Raw genomic sequence first — 18,491 nt, 5'->3', positions numbered from 1 at the left:
GGCGATATGGCGACGACAGTGGTTGACGACGTGTCCACCGACGAGCACGACCGGGAGCACCCCAGCGGGGGAGCGGTCGGCAGCAGCCGTGCCCTCGCCTGGCTGCTGGTGATCACCGGCGCCGCCGGACTGCTCGCGGCGTGGGTGATCACGATCGACAAGATCAAGATTCTCGAGGCGAAGGCCGAGGGCAAGACCTTCACCCCGGGATGCAGCCTCAACCCGATCGTCTCCTGCGGCAGCATCATGGAGAGCGAGCAGGCGTCGGCCTTCGGCTTCCCGAACCCGATGCTCGGCCTGGTGACCTACGGCATGGTCATCGCGATCGGTGTGGCACTGATCGCCCAGGTGCGCTATCCGCGTTGGTTCTGGCTGGGATTGAACGCCGGCATGCTCTTCGGCGTCGGATTCTGCACCTGGCTCCAGTACCAGTCGCTCTACGTCATCAACGCGCTCTGCCTCTGGTGCTGCCTCGCCTGGGTCGCCACCATCGTGATGTTCTGCTATGTCACGCTGCACAACATCCGGCACCGGTTCCTGCGGGTGCCGGAAGGCCTGCGCAAGGGGCTGCTGGAGTTCCACTGGGTCCCGTCGGTGCTCTGGGTCGGCGTCATCGCCATGCTGGTGCTGACGCGCTGGGGCTCCCGCCTCTGGGTCATGTGACCCGCCGGCTCGGCCGGGACCGTCGCGGTGCCGCGTCTCCTGCCGAGCCGACCGACGCCGTCGCGTCACCTCCCGCCCCCGGACCGTTCCTGAGATCGGTTGCCCGGGGGCGCTGTCAGTGGGGTGTCATAGGCTTCCCGGCGTGGAGCCCGACCTGTTCACCGCAGCCGAAGAGGACCGCCGAGAGAAGGATCCGGCCAGCAGCCCGCTGGCCGTGCGGATGCGTCCCCGCACCCTCGACGAAGTCGTCGGGCAGCAGCATCTGCTGCGGCCCGGCTCACCCCTGCGCAGACTCGTCGGCGAGGGCAGCGGCGGGCCCGCGGGGCCGTCCTCGGTGATCCTCTGGGGGCCGCCCGGCACCGGCAAGACGACCCTCGCCTACGTCGTCAGCCAGGCCACCAACAAGCGCTTCGTGGAGCTCTCCGCGATCACCGCCGGGGTCAAGGAGGTGCGGGCGGTCATCGACGGCGCGCGCCGCGCCTCGGGCGGATACGGCAAGGAGACCGTCCTCTTCCTCGACGAGATCCACCGCTTCAGCAAGGCCCAGCAGGACTCCCTGCTGCCCGCGGTGGAGAACCGCTGGGTCACCCTGATCGCCGCCACCACCGAGAACCCGTACTTCTCGGTCATCTCCCCGCTGCTGTCCCGCTCGCTGCTGCTCACCCTGGAGCCGCTCACCGACGACGACCTGCGCGGGCTCGCCCACCGGGCGCTCACCGACGAGCGCGGCCTGGGCGGTGCGGTGCGGCTCCCGGAGGACGCCGAGAGGCATCTGCTGCGGATCGCGGGCGGTGACGCCCGGCGGGCGCTCACGGCGCTGGAGGCCGGGGCGGGCTCCGCCCTCGCGAAGGGCGAGGACGAGGTCACCCTGCAGTCCCTGGAGGAGGCCGTCGACCGGGCGGCGGTGACATACGACCGCAGCGGCGACCAGCACTACGACGTCGCGAGCGCCCTGATCAAGTCCATCCGCGGCTCGGACGTGGACGCCGCGCTGCATTACCTGGCGCGGATGATCGAGGCGGGGGAGGATCCGCGGTTCATCGCCCGGCGGCTGATGATCTCGGCCAGCGAGGACATCGGGATGGCCGACCCGACGGCGCTGCAGACCGCGGTGGCCGCCGCGCAGGCGGTGGCCATGATCGGCTTCCCGGAGGCCGCGCTCACGCTCAGCCACGCCACCATCGCCCTCGCGCTGGCCCCCAAGTCCAACGCCGCCACCACGGCGATCGGCGCCGCCCTGGCGGACGTCCGGGCGGGACTGGCGGGCCCGGTGCCCGCGCACCTGCGGGACGGCCACTACCAGGGCGCCAAAAAACTGGGCCACGCCCAGGGCTACGTGTATCCGCACGATGTGCCGGGCGGTATCGCGGCCCAGCAGTACGCGCCCGACGCGGTGCACGGCAAGCGCTACTACGAGCCGACGCGCTACGGCGCCGAGGCGCGGTACGCGGATGTCGCGGAGCGGGTGCGCAGCCGGCTGCGGGGCGAGCAGCCGCGCCCGGCGGAGCCGCCACGGCAGCCCGCGAAGCAGGCCCGGCAGTCCGCGGCGCAGCAGTCCGCCGCGAAGCCGCCGCAGCAGGCGGAGCGGCCCGCGAAGGCGCCGGAGCAGGAGCAGGGGGCGGCGGTGGACTCTGGTCCGACGGCTCCCGGCTCCCGGCCGGATGCGTCCCCGGAGCCGGCCGCGTCGTCGCTCCCCGACGAACCGGCCCCCGCGACGACGGAGAAGGCGAGCCGGGAGGCCGCGCAGGAGCCCGCCTCCCCGAGCCGGGAGGCCGCGCAGGAGCCCGCCTCGCGGCCGGGTGGCGGCGTCTCCGACGCGGACGGCCGGGCGACCGCACAGGGCGGCCAGGAAGCCGACTGAGGCGCCTCTGGGCTCGGTGTCCGTGCCCGGTGCCCGCGCGGGGCACCGCTCACCCGCCGCGGGGCAGCCGTCCCCGGCAGCCGCCCCCGGGCCGCCGCCGCACGGCCATCGCGGTCCGGCTCCGGGCAGGCACCGGGGTCCGGCTCGGGGCAGAGCCCCGCGGAGCCGCCCCGGGCGGTCACTCGCTCTCGAGCGCCGCCTCGAAGAGCGTGTGCATCGCGCGGCGCAGCCCCACGACGTCGCTCACGGGCTCCGGGAAGTCGAAGCGCGCGTCGAAGGAGTGGTCGTCCTCGTCCGTGAAGCGGACGCGCAGCCCGAAGCGGTCCAGGGAGACCGGTACGGCCCGGTCGCCGACCCCGCACATCCGGTCCCCGAGCAGCGTGCACAGACCGCGGACCTGGTCCGAGTGGGCCGAGGCGAGGTGCTGGAGCAATTCGGTCTCGTGTCCGACCAGCGGATCCGCGTGCGCCGCGGCAAGATCGTCCGGCTCGACGGACTCGGATCCCCAGAGGTCTTCGACACATGCCTCGCCGACCTCCAGCCGCAGCAGCAGCCAGTCGGGCCGGACGGTATCATCGCTGGTCAGAGCGTTTTTCCGGGCTTCGTCGAGGCCCAGGATCTCGCCCACGGGGTGCCGTTTCGCCAGCAGCATCGCGCACGCGGGGCGCTCTTCGGCGGGTACAGGAGCCAGCCACCCGGCAATCCACCCGCGGCCCCGGATACGATGGGGCACGGCGACCGGCGCGACATCGGTAATTTCGATCACTGCTGTCAGCTCGTCGTCCTGTGCGTGGGCCGCGGCGCGAGCCGTGGGGGAGTCTCCACGCACCAGCAACAGCACGTCTCCGTCCGGTGTGACGGTACGGGCTGCGGGCGCCGCGGCGCCCAGGTCGTCGAGGTCCGCACCCGGAATGCACAATGCGGCCGAGGCGTCCGACTCCACGAGGGTTCGTACACGCTCGGCAGCCGTCGGCTGCCGGGTGTCGTCCAAGGGGCGCGGCTGACCCACCCGAGCGCTGTCCGCTGCTGATTCCGCAGCGCGGCCGGTGTCGGGCAGGGGGCTCCCAGGTCGAAACATGCGTTCTCCTCCGCTAAGGTAAGCCTCACCTAACTTACACGGAGGTTCGGTTCACGTGAACCAGTCGCGTCCCAAGGTCAAGAAGTCGCGTGCCCTCGGCATCGCTCTGACGCCGAAGGCAGTCAAGTACTTCGAGGCCCGTCCCTACCCGCCCGGCGAGCACGGTCGTGGGCGGAAGCAGAACAGTGACTACAAGGTCCGTCTGCTGGAGAAGCAGCGTCTGCGCGCTCAGTACGACATCAGTGAGCGCCAGATGGCCCGTGCCTACGACCGCGCTCGGAAGGTCGAAGGCAAGACGGGCGAAGCCCTGATCATCGAGCTTGAGCGCCGTCTGGACGCGCTCGTCCTGCGGTCGGGAATCGCCCGCACGATCTACCAGGCCCGCCAGATGGTCGTTCACGGCCACATCGAGGTCAACGGCCGCAAGGTCGACAAGCCGTCCTTCCGGGTGAGCCCGGACGACGTCGTCATGGTCCGCGAGCGCAGCCGTGAGAAGCACCCGTTCCAGGTTGCGCGCGAGGGCGGCTACGACACGGAGGGTGAGACCCCCCGTTACCTGCAGGTCAACCTGAAGGCGCTCGCCTTCCGGCTCGACCGGGACCCGAACCGCAAGGAGATCCCGGTGATCTGCGACGAGCAGCTGGTCGTCGAGTACTACGCCCGCTGACGCGGACGCAGGCGCACGCCACTCAGCCCGCCGTCTCCCCGCCGCTCGCGGTGGGGGAGGCGGCGGGTTCGTGCGTGGCGGCCGGCTCCACCGTCGGCAGCTCGCCGCGCGGTCCCGGCAGTGGCGTGGCGCGCCCCGCGCCCCGCAGCGCCCGCAGCGCGGCCCCGTCCAGATCGAGCCGGGCCCCCTCGCGCAGGCACTCCTCGTACCGCTCCGCGCCCAGCTCCTCGCGGGTCCGCTGCTCGCACAGCTGGTGCGGGCTGTCGAAGCTCTGCGAGCCGAACCGCGGCAGCCCCACCGACCGCCAGAGGTGCCCGGCGGCCCCCTGGAGCACGGCCGCCTCCTCCGGAGCGCCCTCGCACGCGGTGAGCAGCGCGAGCAGCTCCAGGGTGAGCACCGTGCCCACCAGGTCGTGGAAGGCGTGGTGGATGGCGAGGGACTCCTCCAGCAGCTTGCGGGCCTCCCGGGCGTCCCCCCGGGCCCAGGCGGCGAAGCCCAGCACGTACAGCGCGTAGGAGAGCGTCCAGCGCTCCCCGTGCTCCTCGCAGATCTCCCGCACGTTCTCGCACAGCGCGACCGCGCCGGACAGGTCGCCCTGGAAGGCCAGCGCCATGGCCAGTTCGACCTGCCCGGTCAGGACATTGCTGTTCAGCTCGCCGATCTCCCGGTACCGCTCCAGTGCCGAGCGGATCAGCCGTTCCGCGCGCGGCATGTCGTCGGAGACCAGCGCGAGGCAGCCGGTGCGGTGCAGCGCGCAGGCCGCGGCCAGGGCGCTGCCGGTGCGCTCCGCCTCCTCGCTGCACTCCCGGAGCGCCGCGATCGCCCCGACCGTGTCGCCCTGCAGGACCGCCACGTAGCCGGCGACCCACAGCGCCTTCAGCCGTGCCTCGTCGTTGTCGCCGTCCAGCTCCAGGGCCCGGTCCAGCCAGTGCCTGCCCTCCGCGAGCCGGCCGCAGCCGACCCAGAAGAACCCCAGGGTGCCCGCGAGGTACTGCCCGATGTGCGCGTCCTCGCCGTCCTCCAGGCTGAACTCCAGGGCCACCCGCAGATTGGGCAGCTCGGTGTCGATCCGGGCGGCCACCTCGGCCTGGCGCGGGCTGAACCAGTCCAGTTCGCACCAGGTGGCCAGGCCCATGTACCAGTCGCGGTGCCGGCGCCGCATCCGGACGGTGTCGTCCAGCGCGTCGAGCCAGCACGCGCCGTACGCCCGCACGGTGTCCAGCATCCGGTAGCGGACGTGCGCCCCCGCGGGGCCTCCGGCGGGCGGGGTGCCGCCCGGGGCGTCCTCGCACACCACCACCGACTGCGCCACCAACTCGGTCACCACGTCGAGCACATCGTCGGCGGGCAGGTCCGGCCCGGAGCAGACGTACTCCACGGCCTCCAGGTCGAAGTGGCCCGCGAAGACCGACAGCCGCGCCCACAGCAGCCGCTCCCGGGGGGTGCACAGCTCATGGCTCCAGCCGATGGCCGTCCGCAGCGTCTGGTGGCGGGGCAGCGCGCCGCGGCTGCCGCCGGTGAGCAGCCGGAAGCGGTCGTCGAGCCGGTGCAGCAGCTGATCCACGGAGAGCGCGCGCAGCCGTCCGGCGGCCAGCTCCAGCGCGAGCGGGATCCCGTCGAGCCGGTGGCAGAGCTCCGCCACGGCCCAGCGGTTGTCGTCGGTGATCGTGAAGCCCGGCAGCACCGCGGAGGCGCGGTCGGCGAGCAGCACCGCGGCGTCCCCGACGAGCGCCCGCGGACCCCGGGGCGAGCGGGCCGGCGCCGGCGCGGGCATCGGGGACAGGGGGAACGCCTGCTCGCCCGGCAGCCCGAGCAGCCGCCGGCCCGCCGCCAGCACCCGCAGGCCGGGCACCCGGCACAGCAGCTCGCGGACGAGGGAGGCGCACTCCTCCACGATGTGCTCGAAGCCGTCCAGGACGATCAGCAGCCGCCGTTCCGCCAGTTGCTCGGCGAGCGCTCTGCGCGGCCGGCGGCCCAGGTGGTCGGCCAGGCCCAGCGCCTCGGTGAACGCGTGCTCCAGCAGATCCGGTTCGTGCAGGGTGGACAGGTCCACCAGCCAGGCCCCGTCGAGGAAGCGTTCCTGCATCAGGTGTGCCGCGCGCAGGGTGACGCGGGTCTTCCCGACCCCGCCCACGCCCGTGACGGTGACCAGCCGGGAGCAGTCCAGCCGGCGGCCGAGTTCGGCCAGTTCCGCCTTCCGGCCGACGAAGCGGTTCAGCTCGACGGGGAGGTTACCGGGGGAGGGAGGGAGTTCGAGGGCGGTGCCGGGGCGCAAGGGGCGTCGCATGGAACACGGAGCGTACTCGGAGCTGTGCGGACCGTACAATCGGCCGGGCCGCCCGGTGTCCGACCGGTGGGTAAACCCGGTACGGGTCCGGGGGCGCGGCGCGATAAGGTCGACATCTGCCGCCCCATGTCCCCGCAGGCCGGGGGCGACCGGGACGGGCGGCGACCGAATCGTTCACAGGGTTCGTCCAACAGGGAAGCGGTGCATTGTGTCCGGTGGAGAGGTGGCCGGGATCCTCGTGGCCGTCTTCTGGGCCATCCTGGTGTCCTTCCTCGCCGTCGTGCTGGTGAGGCTCGCCCAGGTGCTCAGAGCGACCACCAAGCTGGTGGCGGACGTCTCCGAACAGGCCGTCCCGCTGCTCGGCGAGGCATCGGCGACCGTGCGCTCCGCGCAGACCCAGCTCAACCGGGTCGACGCCATCGCGAGCGACGTCCAGGAGGTCACCTCCAACGCCTCGGCCCTCTCCTCGACCGTCGCCTCCACCTTCGGCGGTCCGCTGGTCAAGGTCGCCTCGTTCGGCTACGCGGTGCGCCGGGCGATGGGCCGGAAGGATCCGCAGGCGCCGGAGAGCCGCCGTACCGTGATCGTAGGACGCACCCTGCCGTCGGCCCGGCGAGCGGGCCGGCGCAACCGCGGCGGAAAGGCCTGACGTATATGTTCCGCCGCACCTTCTGGTTCACCGCGGGCGCAGCCGCCGGTGTGTGGGCCACCACCAAGGTCAACCGCAAGCTCCGCAGCCTGACCCCGGAGAGCCTCGCCGCCCAGGCGGCCGACAAGGCCGTCGAGGCGGGGCACCGGCTCAAGGAGTTCGCCCTCGACGTCCGCGACGGCATGGCGCAGCGCGAGACCGAACTGAACGACGCCCTGGGCATCGAGTCCCGGGACGACCACCGAGAACTGCCCGCGCCCCGCCGGCCGGCGGCGCTGGGACGGAAGAACCCGTACAACCGGAATGAGGACCACTGATGGAGTCGGCTGAAATCCGTCGCCGCTGGCTGCGCTTCTTCGAGCAGCGAGGGCACACCGTCGTGCCGTCGGCGTCGCTGATCGCGGACGACCCGACGCTGCTGCTGGTCCCGGCGGGCATGGTGCCGTTCAAGCCCTACTTCCTGGGCGAGGTGAAGCCCCCCTTCGACCGCGCCACGAGCGTGCAGAAGTGTGTTCGCACGCCCGACATCGAAGAGGTCGGCAAGACCACCCGGCACGGCACGTTCTTCCAGATGTGCGGCAACTTCTCCTTCGGCGATTACTTCAAGGAAGGCGCCATCACGTTCGCCTGGGAGCTGCTGACCTCCTCGGTGGCCGACGGCGGCTACGGCCTGGACCTCGAGCGCCTCTGGATCACCGTCTACCAGGACGACGACGAGGCCGAGCAGATCTGGCGCAACGTGATCGGCGTCCCGGCCGAGCGCATCCAGCGGCTCGGGATGAAGGAGAACTACTGGTCCATGGGCGTGCCCGGCCCGTGCGGACCGTGCTCCGAGATCAACTACGACCGCGGCCCGGAGTTCGGCGTCGAGGGCGGCCCGGCCGTCAACGACGAGCGCTACGTGGAGATCTGGAACCTGGTCTTCATGCAGTACGAGCGCGGCGAGGGCTCGGGCAAGGACAGCTTCCCGATCCTCGGCGAGCTGCCCAGCAAGAACATCGACACCGGCCTCGGCCTCGAGCGCCTGGCGATGATCCTGCAGGGCGTGCGGAACATGTACGAGACCGACACCCTGCGTGTGGTCATGGACAAGGCCACCGAACTCACCGGTGTCCGCTACGGCGACGACCACGGCTCGGACGTGTCGCTGCGCGTCGTCGCCGACCACATCCGCACCTCCGTGATGCTGATCGGCGACGGTGTCACCCCCGGCAACGAGGGCCGCGGCTACGTCCTGCGCCGCATCATGCGCCGCGCCATCCGGAACATGCGTCTGCTGGGCGCCACCGATCCGGTCGTCGGCGAGCTGGTCGACGTGGTCGTCAGGACCATGGGCGAGCAGTACCCGGAGCTCCTCGAGGACCGCAAGCGCGTCGAGACGGTCGCGCTGGGCGAGGAGGCCGCCTTCCTCAAGACCCTCAAGACCGGCACCAACATCCTGGACACCGCCGTCTCCGACACCAAGTCCGCGGGTGGCACGGTGCTCCCCGGCGACAAGGCGTTCCTGCTCCACGACACCTGGGGCTTCCCGATCGACCTCACCCTGGAGATGGCCGCCGAGCAGGGCCTGTCCGTGGACGAGGACGGCTTCCGGCGCCTGATGAAGGAGCAGCGGGAGCGCGCCAAGGCCGACGCCAAGGCCAAGAAGCAGGGCCACGCCGACCTGTCCGCCTACCGCGAGGTGGCCGACAGCTCCGGTGCCACCGTCTTCACCGGCTACACCGACACCGAGGGCGAGTCCACCGTGGTGGGCCTGCTGGTGGACGGCGTCGCCTCGCCGGCCGCCCACGAGGGCGACGAGGTCGAGGTCGTGCTGGACCGCACGCCGTTCTACGCCGAGGGCGGCGGCCAGCAGGCCGACACCGGGCGGCTCAAGCTGGACACCGGCGCCGTGGTGGAGATCCGCGACGTCCAGCAGCCGGTGCCGGGCGTCAGCGTGCACAAGGGCGTCGTCCAGGTGGGCGAGGTCACGGTCGGCTCCGCGGCCTACGCCCACATCGACGTCAGCCGCCGCCGGGCCATCGCCCGCGCCCACAGCGCCACCCACCTCACCCACCAGGCGCTGCGGGACGCCCTCGGGCCCACGGCCGCCCAGGCCGGTTCGGAGAACGCCCCGGGCCGCTTCCGCTTCGACTTCGGCTCGCCGGCCGCCGTACCCGGCACCGTTCTCACCGATGTCGAGCAGCGGATCAACGAGGTGCTCTCGCGCGAACTCGACGTCACCGCCGAGGTGATGAGCATGTCCGACGCCAAGAAGCAGGGCGCCATCGCCGAGTTCGGCGAGAAGTACGGCGAGCGCGTCCGCGTGGTCACCATCGGCGACTTCTCCAAGGAGCTGTGCGGCGGCACCCACGTCCACAACACCGCCCAGCTGGGCCTGGTGAAGCTGCTCGGTGAGTCGTCCATCGGTTCCGGTGTGCGCCGGGTCGAGGCCCTCGTCGGCGTCGACGCCTATAACTTCCTCGCCCGCGAGCACACGGTCGTCTCCCAGCTCACCGACCTGGTGAAGGGCCGTCCGGAGGAGCTGCCGGAGAAGATCTCCGGGATGCTCGCCAAGCTCAAGGACGCCGAGAAGGAGATCGAGCGGTTCCGCGCGGAGAAGGTCCTCCAGGCCGCCGCCGGTCTCGCCGAGGGCGCCAAGGACGTCCGGGGCGTGGCCCTGGCCGCCGGGCGGGTGCCGGACGGCACCGGCGCGGACGACCTGCGCAAGCTCGTCCTCGACGTGCGTCAGCGGATCAGCGGCGGCCGCCCGGCCGTGGTCGCCCTGTTCACCGTGGCGAACGGCCGCCCGCTGACTGTGATCGCCACCAACGAGGCCGCCCGCGAGCGCGGCATCAAGGCCGGTGAGCTGGTCCGTACCGCCGCCAAGACCCTCGGTGGCGGCGGCGGTGGCAAGGACGACGTGGCCCAGGGCGGCGGACAGAACCCGGCCGCCGTCGACGACGCCGTGGCCGCCGTCGAGCGCCTCGTCGCCGAGAAGGCCTGACGGGACGGGTGGCGGAAGCGGCATGACGGAGACTCGGGCCATGCGCCGCGGCCGGCGGATCGCCGTCGATGTCGGGGACGCCCGGATCGGGGTCGCCTCGTGCGACCCCGACGGGGTCCTCGCCACCCCGGTGGAGACCGTTCCGGGGCGCGACATCCCGGCGGCCCAGCGGCGGCTCGCGGCGATCGTCGAGGAGTACGAGCCGATCGAGGTCGTGGTGGGCCTTCCCCGTTCGCTCAGCGGCGGGGAGGGCCCGGCCGCCGCCAAGGTCAGGGCCTTCGCCCAGGACCTGGCGCGGCGGATCGCCCCGGTGGCGGTACGCCTGGTGGACGAGCGGATGACCACGGTGACGGCCGCCCAGGGGCTCCGGGCCTCGGGCGTCAGCTCCAAGAAGGGCCGCAAGGTCGTCGACCAGGCCGCCGCCGTGATCATCCTGCAGAACGCGCTGGAGACCGAGCGGACATCAGGTGAAGCTCCGGGGGAGGGCGTCGAAGTGGTCATCTGATCGCGATACGGTAACGTTCCGCGCGACGCGGCGGCGCTCCATGGCCGCCACGGATAAGAGGCGGACCGGACGCCCGCACAGAAGGCGTACCGGGAGCCGTCTCGCGGCGCAAGGGGATCGATGACTGAGTACGGCCGGGGCCCAGGCTCCGAACCCTGGCACCCCGACGACCCGCTGTACGGGGACGGGTGGAACGGGCAGCAGCCCCAGGGCGGTGCCCCGGGGCCGTACGACGGCGGGCAGCACTACCAGCAGCCGCAGTGGGACGACGGCGCGCAGCAGTACGGTCCGGGCGCGGGGCAGCAGCAGTACGCCCAGCAGCCGTACGGCGATCAGCAGTACGGGTGGGACCCGGCGCGGACGACGGGCATGGCGTACGGCGGCGACCAGGGTGACCCGTACGGCCCCGCGCCGTCCGGCCCGTACCCGGGCGAGCGCCCCGACCTCTACGGCACCCCCGGCGCCTACCCGCCGCAGCCCGGCCACCCGGGGCAGCCGCCGTACGCGGAGCCGGGGCACCCCGGCCGGCCGTACCCGGAGGAGCAGCCGTACCAGGAGGAGCCGTACGGCGGGCCTCAGCAGTACCCGGGGCAGCCGCACGAGACCCAGCCGTTCGAACCCCCGTCGTTCGAGCCCCAGCAGGCCGACGGCCCGGGGCCGGACCCCGGGGCGGAGCCCGGACCGGAAGCCGGGCCGGCGCCCGAGCCGCGGGAGGAGCACCCCTTCTTCGCCGGGCAGGAGGGCCGGGAGCGCGGCCGCGGCCGGTACGTCGAGGGCGACGACGAGCCCGGCGGCGCGGACTCCGACGACGCCGACCGCCGTGACCGTCCCAAACGCCGCAGCGGGACGGCCTGCCTGCTCACCGGGGTGATCCTGGTGGGCGTCCTCGGCGGCGTCGGCTATCTGGGCTACGACTTCTGGCAGGAGCACTTCGGCCCGGCACCGGACTACTCGGGCCAGGGCACCGGCACGGTGCAGGTCGAGATCCCGGAGGGCGCCCTCGGCCAGGAGATGGGCGGCATTCTGCAGAAAGCGGGCGTCGTGAAGAGCGCCGGCGCCTTCGTCGAGGCGCAGGAGGCGAACCCCAAGGGCAAGCACATCCAGCCCGGCGTCTATGTGCTGCACAAGAAGATGTCCGGCGCGGAAGCCGTCACGATGATGACGGACCCGGCGAGCTTCAACGCGCTCATCGTCCCCGAGGGCAGCCGGGCCCCCGCGATCTACGCGGCCGTCGACAAGAAGCTCGACGTGCCGGCCGGCACCACCAAGAAGGTCGCCGCGAAGCAGGCCGACAAGCTCGGGCTCCCCGAGTGGGCCGACGACGACCCGGACATCAAGGACCCCCTCGAGGGCTTCCTCTACCCCTCCCGGTACAGCGCGGCCGAGGGCACCAAGCCGGTGGACGTGCTGCGGCAGATGGTGAGCCGCGCCAAGAAGGAGTACGCCAAGCACGACCTGGCGGGCGACGCCCGGAAGCTGGGGCTCAAGTCGCCGCTGGACGTCGTCACCGTGGCCAGCCTGGTCCAGGCCGAGGGCAAGACCGACGCCGACTTCCGCAAGATGTCACGGGTGGTCTACAACCGGCTGAAGCCGGGCAACACCGAGACCAACGGGCGTCTGGAGTTCGACTCCACCTACAACTACCTGAAGGGCCAGAGCAAGCTCGATCTGGACCCCGCGGAGCTCCGCCGGTACGACGACCCGTACAACACCTACTTCTACAAGGGCCTGACGCCCGGTCCGATCGGGAACCCCGGCATCGAGGCCCTGAACGCGGCACTCAACCCCGAGTCCGGCGACTGGTACTACTTCGTCGCCATCAAGGGGAAGACGAAGTTCGCCAGCACGCTGGAGGAACACAACCGGCTGGTCGAGGAGTTCAACAAGAGCCGGCGCGAGGACAGGGCGGCCGGCCGTGGCTGACCGTCCGACGGGCCGGCGCGCCGCGGTCCTCGGCTCGCCGGTCGCGCACTCGCTCTCCCCGGTCCTGCACCGCGCCGCCTACGAGGCCCTGGGCCTGGACGGCTGGACGTACGACCGCTTCGAGGTGGCCGAGCTCGGGCTCGCCGCCTTCCTGGACGAGCTCCCGGAGGGCGACTGGGCCGGGCTGTCCCTGACCATGCCGCTCAAGCGGGTGGTCATCCCGCTGCTGGACGACATCAGTGAGACGGCCGCCTCCGTCGAGGCCGTCAACACCGTGGTCTTCGGCGCGGACGGCCGACGGCACGGCGACAACACCGACATCCCCGGCATGCTGGCGGCGCTGCGCGAACACGGGGTGGAGAAGGTGGAGCGGGCGTCGGTGCTCGGCGCCGGAGCCACCGCCTCCTCCGCGCTCGCGGCGCTCTCCCGGATCTGCCTCGGCGAGGTCACCGCGTATGTGCGCAGCGAGGCCCGGGCGGCCGAGATGCGGCGCTGGGGCGAGCGGCTCGGCGTGGACCTGCGGACGGCGGACTGGTCCCGCGCGGCCGAGGGGCTCGGCGCGCCGCTGGTCGTGGCCACCACCCCGGCCGGTACCACCGACGCCCTCGCCGCGGCCGTCCCCGACCGTCCCGGCACCCTGTTCGACGTGCTCTACGAGCCCTGGCCGACCGCGCTCGCCGCTTCCTGGTCGGCGCGCGGCGGCGAGGTCGTCGGTGGCCTGGACCTCCTCGTCCACCAGGCCGTCCTCCAGGTCCAGCGCATGACCGGCCATGTGCCGGCGCCGCTGGCCGCCATGCGCGCCGCCGGGGAGCGGGCCCTCGCCGCCCGGCCGGAGACCCCGGCGGACTGAACCGTTCCGCCTCTGTCCGGGGCCCGCGTGCCGGGTCGTGCCGGTGGTCACCCGTGGTCCGCCTGATGGACCGGCGTCCGGCCCGCGGCCGTCGACGTGGGAGGATCGGAGGTGGCGTACCGGGGACCGGGTACCACCAGCCACGCTGGGTGAGCCGCCCCCGGCTGCGCCCCACACCGAGGCACGGGCATGAGGAGCATCGTTGAGCAGGTTGCGCTGGCTGACCGCGGGGGAGTCGCACGGCCCCGCACTCGTCGCGACGCTGGAGGGTCTCCCCGCCGGCGTACCGATCACCACGGAGATGGTGGCGGACGCGCTGGCCCGGCGGCGGCTCGGCTATGGGCGCGGCGCGCGGATGAAGTTCGAGCGCGACGAGGTCACGTTCATCGGCGGTGTCCGGCACGGCCTCACCCTCGGTTCCCCGGTCGCGGTCATGGTGGGCAACACCGAGTGGCCCAAGTGGGAAAAGGTCATGGCGGCCGACCCGGTCGACCCCGACGAGCTCGCGGAGCTGGCCCGCAACGCCCCGCTCACCCGGCCCCGCCCCGGCCACGCAGACCTGGCGGGCATGCAGAAGTACGGCTTCGACGAGGCGCGGCCCATCCTGGAGCGGGCCTCCGCCCGGGAGACCGCCGCCCGCGTCGCCCTCGGCACGGTCGCCCGGTCCTACCTCAAGGAGACCGCGGGCATCGAGATCGTCAGCCATGTGGTGGAGCTGGCCGCGGCCAAGGCTCCGTACGGCGTGCTGCCGGTCCCCGCCGACGTGGAGAAGCTGGACGCCGACCCGGTGCGCTGCCTCGACGTGGCCGCCAGCGAGGCGATGGTCGCCGAGATCGACCAGGCCCACAAGGACGGTGACACCCTCGGCGGCGTCGTCGAGGTGCTGGCCTACGGCGTTCCCGTCGGCCTGGGCTCGCACGTGCACTGGGACCGCCGCCTCGACGCCCGGCTGGCCGGCGCGCTGATGGGCATCCAGGCCATCAAGGGCGTCGAGGTCGGCGACGGCTTCGACCTGGCGCGTGTCCCCGGCTCCCAGGCCCACGACGAGATCGTCGGCACCGACGACGGCATCCGGCGCACCACGGGCCGCTCCGGCGGCACCGAGGGCGGCCTGACCACCGGCGAACTGCTGCGGGTCCGGGCGGCGATGAAGCCCATCGCCACCGTGCCGCGGGCGCTGGCCACCGTCGATGTCGCCACCGGTGAGGCCACCCAGGCCCACCACCAGCGCTCGGACGTCTGCGCCGTCCCGGCGGCGGGCATCGTCGCCGAGGCGATGGTGGCCCTGGTCCTGGCCGACGCCGTGGCGGAGAAGTTCGGCGGCGACTCGGTGACCGAGACCCGCCGCAATGTGCAGAACTTCCTCGACCACCTGGCGATCCGGTGAGCGGGACCGCGGCGCCGGGCCCGGCCGTCGTCCTGGTCGGCCCCATGGGCGTCGGGAAGTCGACCGTCGGCCGGATCCTCGCGGACCGGCTCGGCCTCGGCTACCGCGACACCGACGACGACATCGAGCGGACCGCGGGCCGCGCCATCCCGGAGATCTTCATCGACAGCGGGGAGCCGCACTTCCGCGCGCTGGAGCGGACGGCCGTCGGCACGGCCGTGGCCGAACACCGCGGCGTCCTCGCGCTGGGCGGCGGCGCCGTCCTGGACGAGGGCACGCGCGCCCTGCTCACCGGGCTGCCCGTCGTCTTCCTCGACGTGGGGGTGAGCGAGGCCGTCAAGCGCGTCGGTCTCAACGCCCCCCGCCCGCTGCTCGCCGTCAATCCGCGGCAGACCTGGCGCGAGCTGATGGAGCGGCGCCGCCCGCTCTACACCGAAGTCGCCCGCGTGGTCGTGGGCACGGACGACCGCACCCCCGAGGAGGTCGCCGAAGCGGTGCTCGACGCACTGGAGTTGCGGCGCCCCGCGGAGGGCACTCCCCGGACCCCCAGCCAGGAGAAGAAGGCATGAGCGAGACCCCCACGCGTATCCAGGTCGGCGGCACCGCGGGGACGGACCCCTACGAGGTGCTGGTCGGCCGTCAGCTGCTCGGCGAGCTCCCCGGGCTCATCGGGCGCGGCGCCAAGCGGGTCGCGGTGCTGCACCCCGAGGCGCTGGCGGCCACCGGCGAGGCACTGCGCGAGGATCTGGCGAACCAGGGCTACGAGGCCATCGCCATCCAGCTGCCCAACGCCGAGGAGTCCAAGACCGTCGAGGTCGCCGCGTACTGCTGGAAGGCGCTCGGGCAGACCGGCTTCACCCGCACCGATGTGATCGTCGGCGTCGGCGGCGGGGCCACCACCGACCTCGCGGGCTTCGTCGCGGCCACCTGGCTGCGCGGGGTGCGCTGGGTCGCAGTGCCGACCACGGTGCTGGGCATGGTCGACGCCGCCGTCGGTGGCAAGACCGGCATCAACACCGCCGAGGGCAAGAACCTGGTCGGCGCCTTCCACCCGCCGTCCGGCGTGCTGTGCGACCTCGCCAGCCTCGACTCGCTGCCCGTCAACGACTACATCAGCGGGCTCGCCGAGATCATCAAGGCCGGGTTCATCGCGGATCCGGTGATCCTGGACCTGATCGAGGAGGACCCGGCCGCGGCCCGTACGCCCGGGGGCCGGCACGCCGCCGAGCTCATCGAGCGGTCGATCCGGGTCAAGGCCGATGTGGTCTCCTCCGACCTCAAGGAGTCCGGCCTGCGGGAGATCCTCAACTACGGCCACACCCTGGCGCACGCGATCGAGAAGAACGAGCGCTACAACTGGCGGCACGGCGCGGCGGTCTCCATCGGCATGGTGTTCGCGGCCGAGCTGGGCCGTCTCGCCGGACGCCTGGACGACGCCACGGCCGACCGGCACCGCACCGTCCTGGAGTCCGTCGGGCTGCCGCTGGCCTACCGCGGCGACCAGTGGCCCAAGCTGCTGGAGACCATGAAGGTCGACAAGAAGTCCCGCGGCGACCTGCTGCGCTTCATCGTCCTCGACGGCCTCGGCAAGCCGACCGTCCTGGAGGGCCCGGACCCGGCCGTGCTGGCCGCCGCCTACGCGGAGGTCTCCAAGTGACCCGGCGGGTGCTGGTGCTCAACGGCCCGAACCTGGGCCGGCTGGGCTCCCGCGAGCCCGACGTCTACGGCGCCACCTCCTACGCCGGGCTGGTCGAGGAGTGCTCGCGGCTCGGCAAGGAGCTGGACTTCGCGGTCGAGGTGCGGGAGACCAACGACGAGGGCGAGATGGTCCGGTGGCTGCACGAGGCCGCGGACGGCTCGGTCCCCGTGGTGCTCAACCCCGGCGCTTTCACGCACTATTCGTACGCGATGCGGGACGCGGCGGCGCAGCGCACCGCCCCGCTCGTCGAGGTGCACATCTCCAACCCGTACGCGCGTGAGGAGTTCCGGCACACCTCGGTCGTCGCGGCCGTCGCCTCGGGGACCGTCGCGGGCTTCGGCATCGGCTCGTACCGGCTGGCGCTGCGCGCGCTGGCGGAGGAAGTGGCCGGCTGACGGCACGTCCGTCCGACGGCCCGGAAGCTCCCTCCGGCGGCCTGCCCGCAGGTCCGGGCACTCCCGTGGGCCCTCGGCCGTTCACCCGGCGAGCGGCCGGGAAGGGTACGGTTCTGATGCTTCCGGTGGAAACCGGGGGCACCGGCGACCAGTTCACGGTCCGTCCGGCCGGTCCACCGGGTGCCGTGCGCCCGGCGCTCCGGCCGGGCGGCCCGCAAGGCCGCTCGACCACGCGCCAGTTGCCTGCACGAGACGGAGAGTCAGCGGATGCAGCACACGATGGGGGCTCCGCTGCCGCCGCCCCACGGATCCCACCCGCCGGCCGCCTCCGGCTGGGGGCCGGTCCCCCCGGGGCAGGGCCACGAGCAGGCCGCGCCGGTGCACCCGGGTGCGCACCATCCGGGCGTTCCGCACCCGGGGCAGCCCCACCCCGAGCAGGGGCCGCCCGTCCCGCCGCAACCGGTGCCGCCCCATCCGGCGCCCGGACCGCAGCCGGGCTGGCCGGGCGGCGGGCCCGTTCCGCAGCCGCCCGGGCCTCCCGCGCCGGCACCGCAGGCACCGGCCCGGCACGCCTCCGTGCCGCCGTCCGAGAGCACCGGGCACATCCGGCTCCCGGCCGGCGCCCCGGTGCCGATACCCGGCCCGGCGGCGGGCAGCGCCGTCGCCGATGTGACCCATGCGCCCGTCGCGGTGCTCCTCATAGGTCCGGCCGGCGCCGGGAAGACCACGGTGGCCCGCCACTGGGCGGACACCCGCCGGGTGCCGACCGCGCACATCAGCCTCGACGACGTCCGTGAATGGGTCCGCTCCGGCTTCGCCGACCCGCAGTCCGGATGGAACGACAACTCCGAGGCGCAGTACCGTCTCGCCCGCCGCACCTGCGGCTTCGCGGCCCGGAACTTCCTCGCCAACGGCATCTCCTGCATCCTCGACGACGCCGTCTTCCCGGACCGCCCCACGGTGGGCCTCGGCGGCTGGAAGCGGCATGTGGGGCCCGGGCTCCTGCCGGTCGTCCTGCTGCCGGGCCTGGAGATCGTCCTGGAGCGGAACGCCGAGCGCACCGGCAACCGCAGACTCTCCGACGAGGAGGTGGCCATGATCCACGGCAAGATGGCCGGCTGGTACGGCTCGGGGCTGCCCATCATCGACAACTCCCAGCTCGACGTGGACACGACGGCCCGCCTGCTGGACGACGTCCTGTCCCGGAGCCTCGCCAGCCCGCCGAGCTGGTAGCCCAGCGGCGAGGGGCGGGGCGGTCCCGTCCTCCCCGGGCCCGGTGCGGCCCGGACACCGCCGGCACGGGACGGGGCCCGGCCGGGGTCGGCACCGCCCGCACGCCCGGTACGGGACGGCCTGCGCGGCCTGCTGCGCTCCGTAGGGTCGTCACGCCCGGCCCCGTACGTGACGGGCCCGCGCCGCCCTGCTGCGCTCCGTGGGGTCGGCCTCGCCCTGCTCTGTCCGCTCCGCCCGGCCCCGCCGCGCTCCGCCTCCTCCATCAGGCCGGCCCCGCCGCGCTCCCCCTCCTCCACCCGGACGGCTCC

General features: G+C 73.2%; 15 protein-coding genes and 1 pseudogene. 14 read left to right on the top strand and 2 right to left on the bottom strand.

The genetic code is table 11. From position 1 onward, the window contains the following. Window positions 1-6: 6 nt before the first annotated feature. Window positions 7-663, top strand: a complete 657-nt coding sequence (locus ABT112_RS14275) for a vitamin K epoxide reductase family protein (protein WP_351509207.1) — start codon at window positions 7-9, stop codon at window positions 661-663. Between the two features lie 142 nt (window positions 664-805). Then, window positions 806-2,158 (top strand): annotated as a pseudogene (locus tag ABT112_RS14270) (replication-associated recombination protein A); the annotation flags it as partial. Between the two features lie 544 nt (window positions 2,159-2,702). Here the strand turns inward: ABT112_RS14270 and ABT112_RS14265 are convergent. Continuing rightward, complete coding sequence (locus ABT112_RS14265) at window positions 2,703-3,602, bottom strand: DUF2470 domain-containing protein (RefSeq protein WP_351509206.1); 900 nt, start codon at window positions 3,600-3,602, stop codon at window positions 2,703-2,705. A gap of 55 nt (window positions 3,603-3,657) precedes the next feature. Here ABT112_RS14265 and rpsD point away from each other — a divergent pair, with 55 nt between their 5' ends. Then, a complete protein-coding gene (gene rpsD, locus ABT112_RS14260) occupies window positions 3,658-4,269 on the top strand; it encodes a 30S ribosomal protein S4 (RefSeq protein ID WP_351509204.1) in 612 nt (203 codons plus the stop codon). Between the two features lie 22 nt (window positions 4,270-4,291). Here rpsD and ABT112_RS14255 read toward each other — a convergent pair whose 3' ends face one another. Then, window positions 4,292-6,556: an ATP-binding protein gene (locus ABT112_RS14255; protein ID WP_351509202.1), complete on the bottom strand. Its 2,265-nt coding sequence runs from the start codon at window positions 6,554-6,556 to the stop codon at window positions 4,292-4,294. 208 nt (window positions 6,557-6,764) lie between these two features. Here ABT112_RS14255 and ABT112_RS14250 point away from each other — a divergent pair, with 208 nt between their 5' ends. The 11 genes from ABT112_RS14250 (at window position 6,765) to ABT112_RS14200 (ending at window position 18,183) form a co-directional block, all read left to right on the top strand. Beyond that, complete coding sequence (locus tag ABT112_RS14250) at window positions 6,765-7,205, top strand: DUF948 domain-containing protein (RefSeq protein WP_351509200.1); 441 nt, start codon at window positions 6,765-6,767, stop codon at window positions 7,203-7,205. Window positions 7,206-7,210: 5 nt separating this feature from the next. Further along, the gene (locus ABT112_RS14245; RefSeq protein WP_351509197.1) at window positions 7,211-7,522 is read left to right on the top strand and encodes a DUF6167 family protein; all 312 of its coding nucleotides are present in this window, start codon (window positions 7,211-7,213) and stop codon (window positions 7,520-7,522) included. Further along, the gene (gene alaS, locus ABT112_RS14240) at window positions 7,522-10,191 is read left to right on the top strand and encodes an alanine--tRNA ligase (protein WP_351509195.1); all 2,670 of its coding nucleotides are present in this window, start codon (window positions 7,522-7,524) and stop codon (window positions 10,189-10,191) included. The genes ABT112_RS14245 and alaS overlap by 1 nt, the downstream gene beginning before the upstream one ends. 40 nt (window positions 10,192-10,231) lie before the next feature. Continuing rightward, window positions 10,232-10,696, top strand: a complete 465-nt coding sequence (gene ruvX, locus ABT112_RS14235) for a Holliday junction resolvase RuvX (RefSeq protein WP_351509374.1) — start codon at window positions 10,232-10,234, stop codon at window positions 10,694-10,696. A 120-nt stretch (window positions 10,697-10,816) separates the two neighbouring features. Continuing rightward, the gene (gene mltG, locus ABT112_RS14230; protein ID WP_351509193.1) at window positions 10,817-12,619 is read left to right on the top strand and encodes an endolytic transglycosylase MltG; all 1,803 of its coding nucleotides are present in this window, start codon (window positions 10,817-10,819) and stop codon (window positions 12,617-12,619) included. Beyond that, complete coding sequence (locus ABT112_RS14225; RefSeq protein WP_351509191.1) at window positions 12,612-13,469, top strand: shikimate dehydrogenase; 858 nt, start codon at window positions 12,612-12,614, stop codon at window positions 13,467-13,469. Before mltG ends, ABT112_RS14225 begins: the two co-directional genes overlap by 8 nt. A gap of 202 nt (window positions 13,470-13,671) precedes the next feature. Further along, window positions 13,672-14,856 carry a chorismate synthase gene (gene aroC, locus ABT112_RS14220; protein ID WP_351509188.1) on the top strand — a complete coding sequence of 395 codons (1,185 nt, stop codon included), beginning with the start codon at window positions 13,672-13,674 and terminating at the stop codon, window positions 14,854-14,856. A gap of 44 nt (window positions 14,857-14,900) precedes the next feature. After that, a complete protein-coding gene (locus tag ABT112_RS14215) occupies window positions 14,901-15,425 on the top strand; it encodes a shikimate kinase (protein ID WP_351509372.1) in 525 nt (174 codons plus the stop codon). Further along, window positions 15,422-16,513 carry a 3-dehydroquinate synthase gene (gene aroB / locus ABT112_RS14210; protein ID WP_351509186.1) on the top strand — a complete coding sequence of 364 codons (1,092 nt, stop codon included), beginning with the start codon at window positions 15,422-15,424 and terminating at the stop codon, window positions 16,511-16,513. Before ABT112_RS14215 ends, aroB begins: the two co-directional genes overlap by 4 nt. Further along, window positions 16,510-16,950: a type II 3-dehydroquinate dehydratase gene (gene aroQ, locus ABT112_RS14205; RefSeq protein ID WP_351509183.1), complete on the top strand. Its 441-nt coding sequence runs from the start codon at window positions 16,510-16,512 to the stop codon at window positions 16,948-16,950. The genes aroB and aroQ overlap by 4 nt, the downstream gene beginning before the upstream one ends. A gap of 267 nt (window positions 16,951-17,217) precedes the next feature. After that, window positions 17,218-18,183, top strand: coding sequence for an AAA family ATPase (locus tag ABT112_RS14200; RefSeq protein WP_351509182.1), 966 nt, complete (start codon window positions 17,218-17,220; stop codon window positions 18,181-18,183). The last annotated feature ends 308 nt before the right edge of the window (window positions 18,184-18,491 follow it).

It is taken from the genome of Streptomyces sp. NPDC002055, from assembly GCF_040296705.1.
Classification (GTDB): Bacteria; Actinomycetota; Actinomycetes; order Streptomycetales; family Streptomycetaceae; genus Streptomyces.
The sequence above is the reverse complement of the archived record's forward strand: the minus strand, read 5'-3'. Positions and strand labels throughout refer to the sequence as shown.

Excerpts from the sequence above, each read along its gene's own strand:
- ABT112_RS14200 (WP_351509182.1), top strand. The coding sequence starts at position 17,218 with ATGCAGCACACGATGGGGGCTCCGCTGCCGCCGCCCCACGGATCCCAC.
- alaS (WP_351509195.1), top strand. The coding sequence starts at position 7,522 with ATGGAGTCGGCTGAAATCCGTCGCCGCTGGCTGCGCTTCTTCGAGCAG.
- ABT112_RS14265 (WP_351509206.1), bottom strand. The coding sequence starts at position 3,602 with ATGTTTCGACCTGGGAGCCCCCTGCCCGACACCGGCCGCGCTGCGGAA.
- ABT112_RS14275 (WP_351509207.1), top strand. The coding sequence starts at position 7 with ATGGCGACGACAGTGGTTGACGACGTGTCCACCGACGAGCACGACCGG.
- ruvX (WP_351509374.1), top strand. The coding sequence starts at position 10,232 with ATGCGCCGCGGCCGGCGGATCGCCGTCGATGTCGGGGACGCCCGGATC.
- ABT112_RS14255 (WP_351509202.1), bottom strand. The coding sequence starts at position 6,556 with ATGCGACGCCCCTTGCGCCCCGGCACCGCCCTCGAACTCCCTCCCTCC.
- aroB (WP_351509186.1), top strand. The coding sequence starts at position 15,422 with ATGAGCGAGACCCCCACGCGTATCCAGGTCGGCGGCACCGCGGGGACG.
- ABT112_RS14215 (WP_351509372.1), top strand. The coding sequence starts at position 14,901 with ATGGGCGTCGGGAAGTCGACCGTCGGCCGGATCCTCGCGGACCGGCTC.
- mltG (WP_351509193.1), top strand. The coding sequence starts at position 10,817 with ATGACTGAGTACGGCCGGGGCCCAGGCTCCGAACCCTGGCACCCCGAC.
- ABT112_RS14245 (WP_351509197.1), top strand. The coding sequence starts at position 7,211 with ATGTTCCGCCGCACCTTCTGGTTCACCGCGGGCGCAGCCGCCGGTGTG.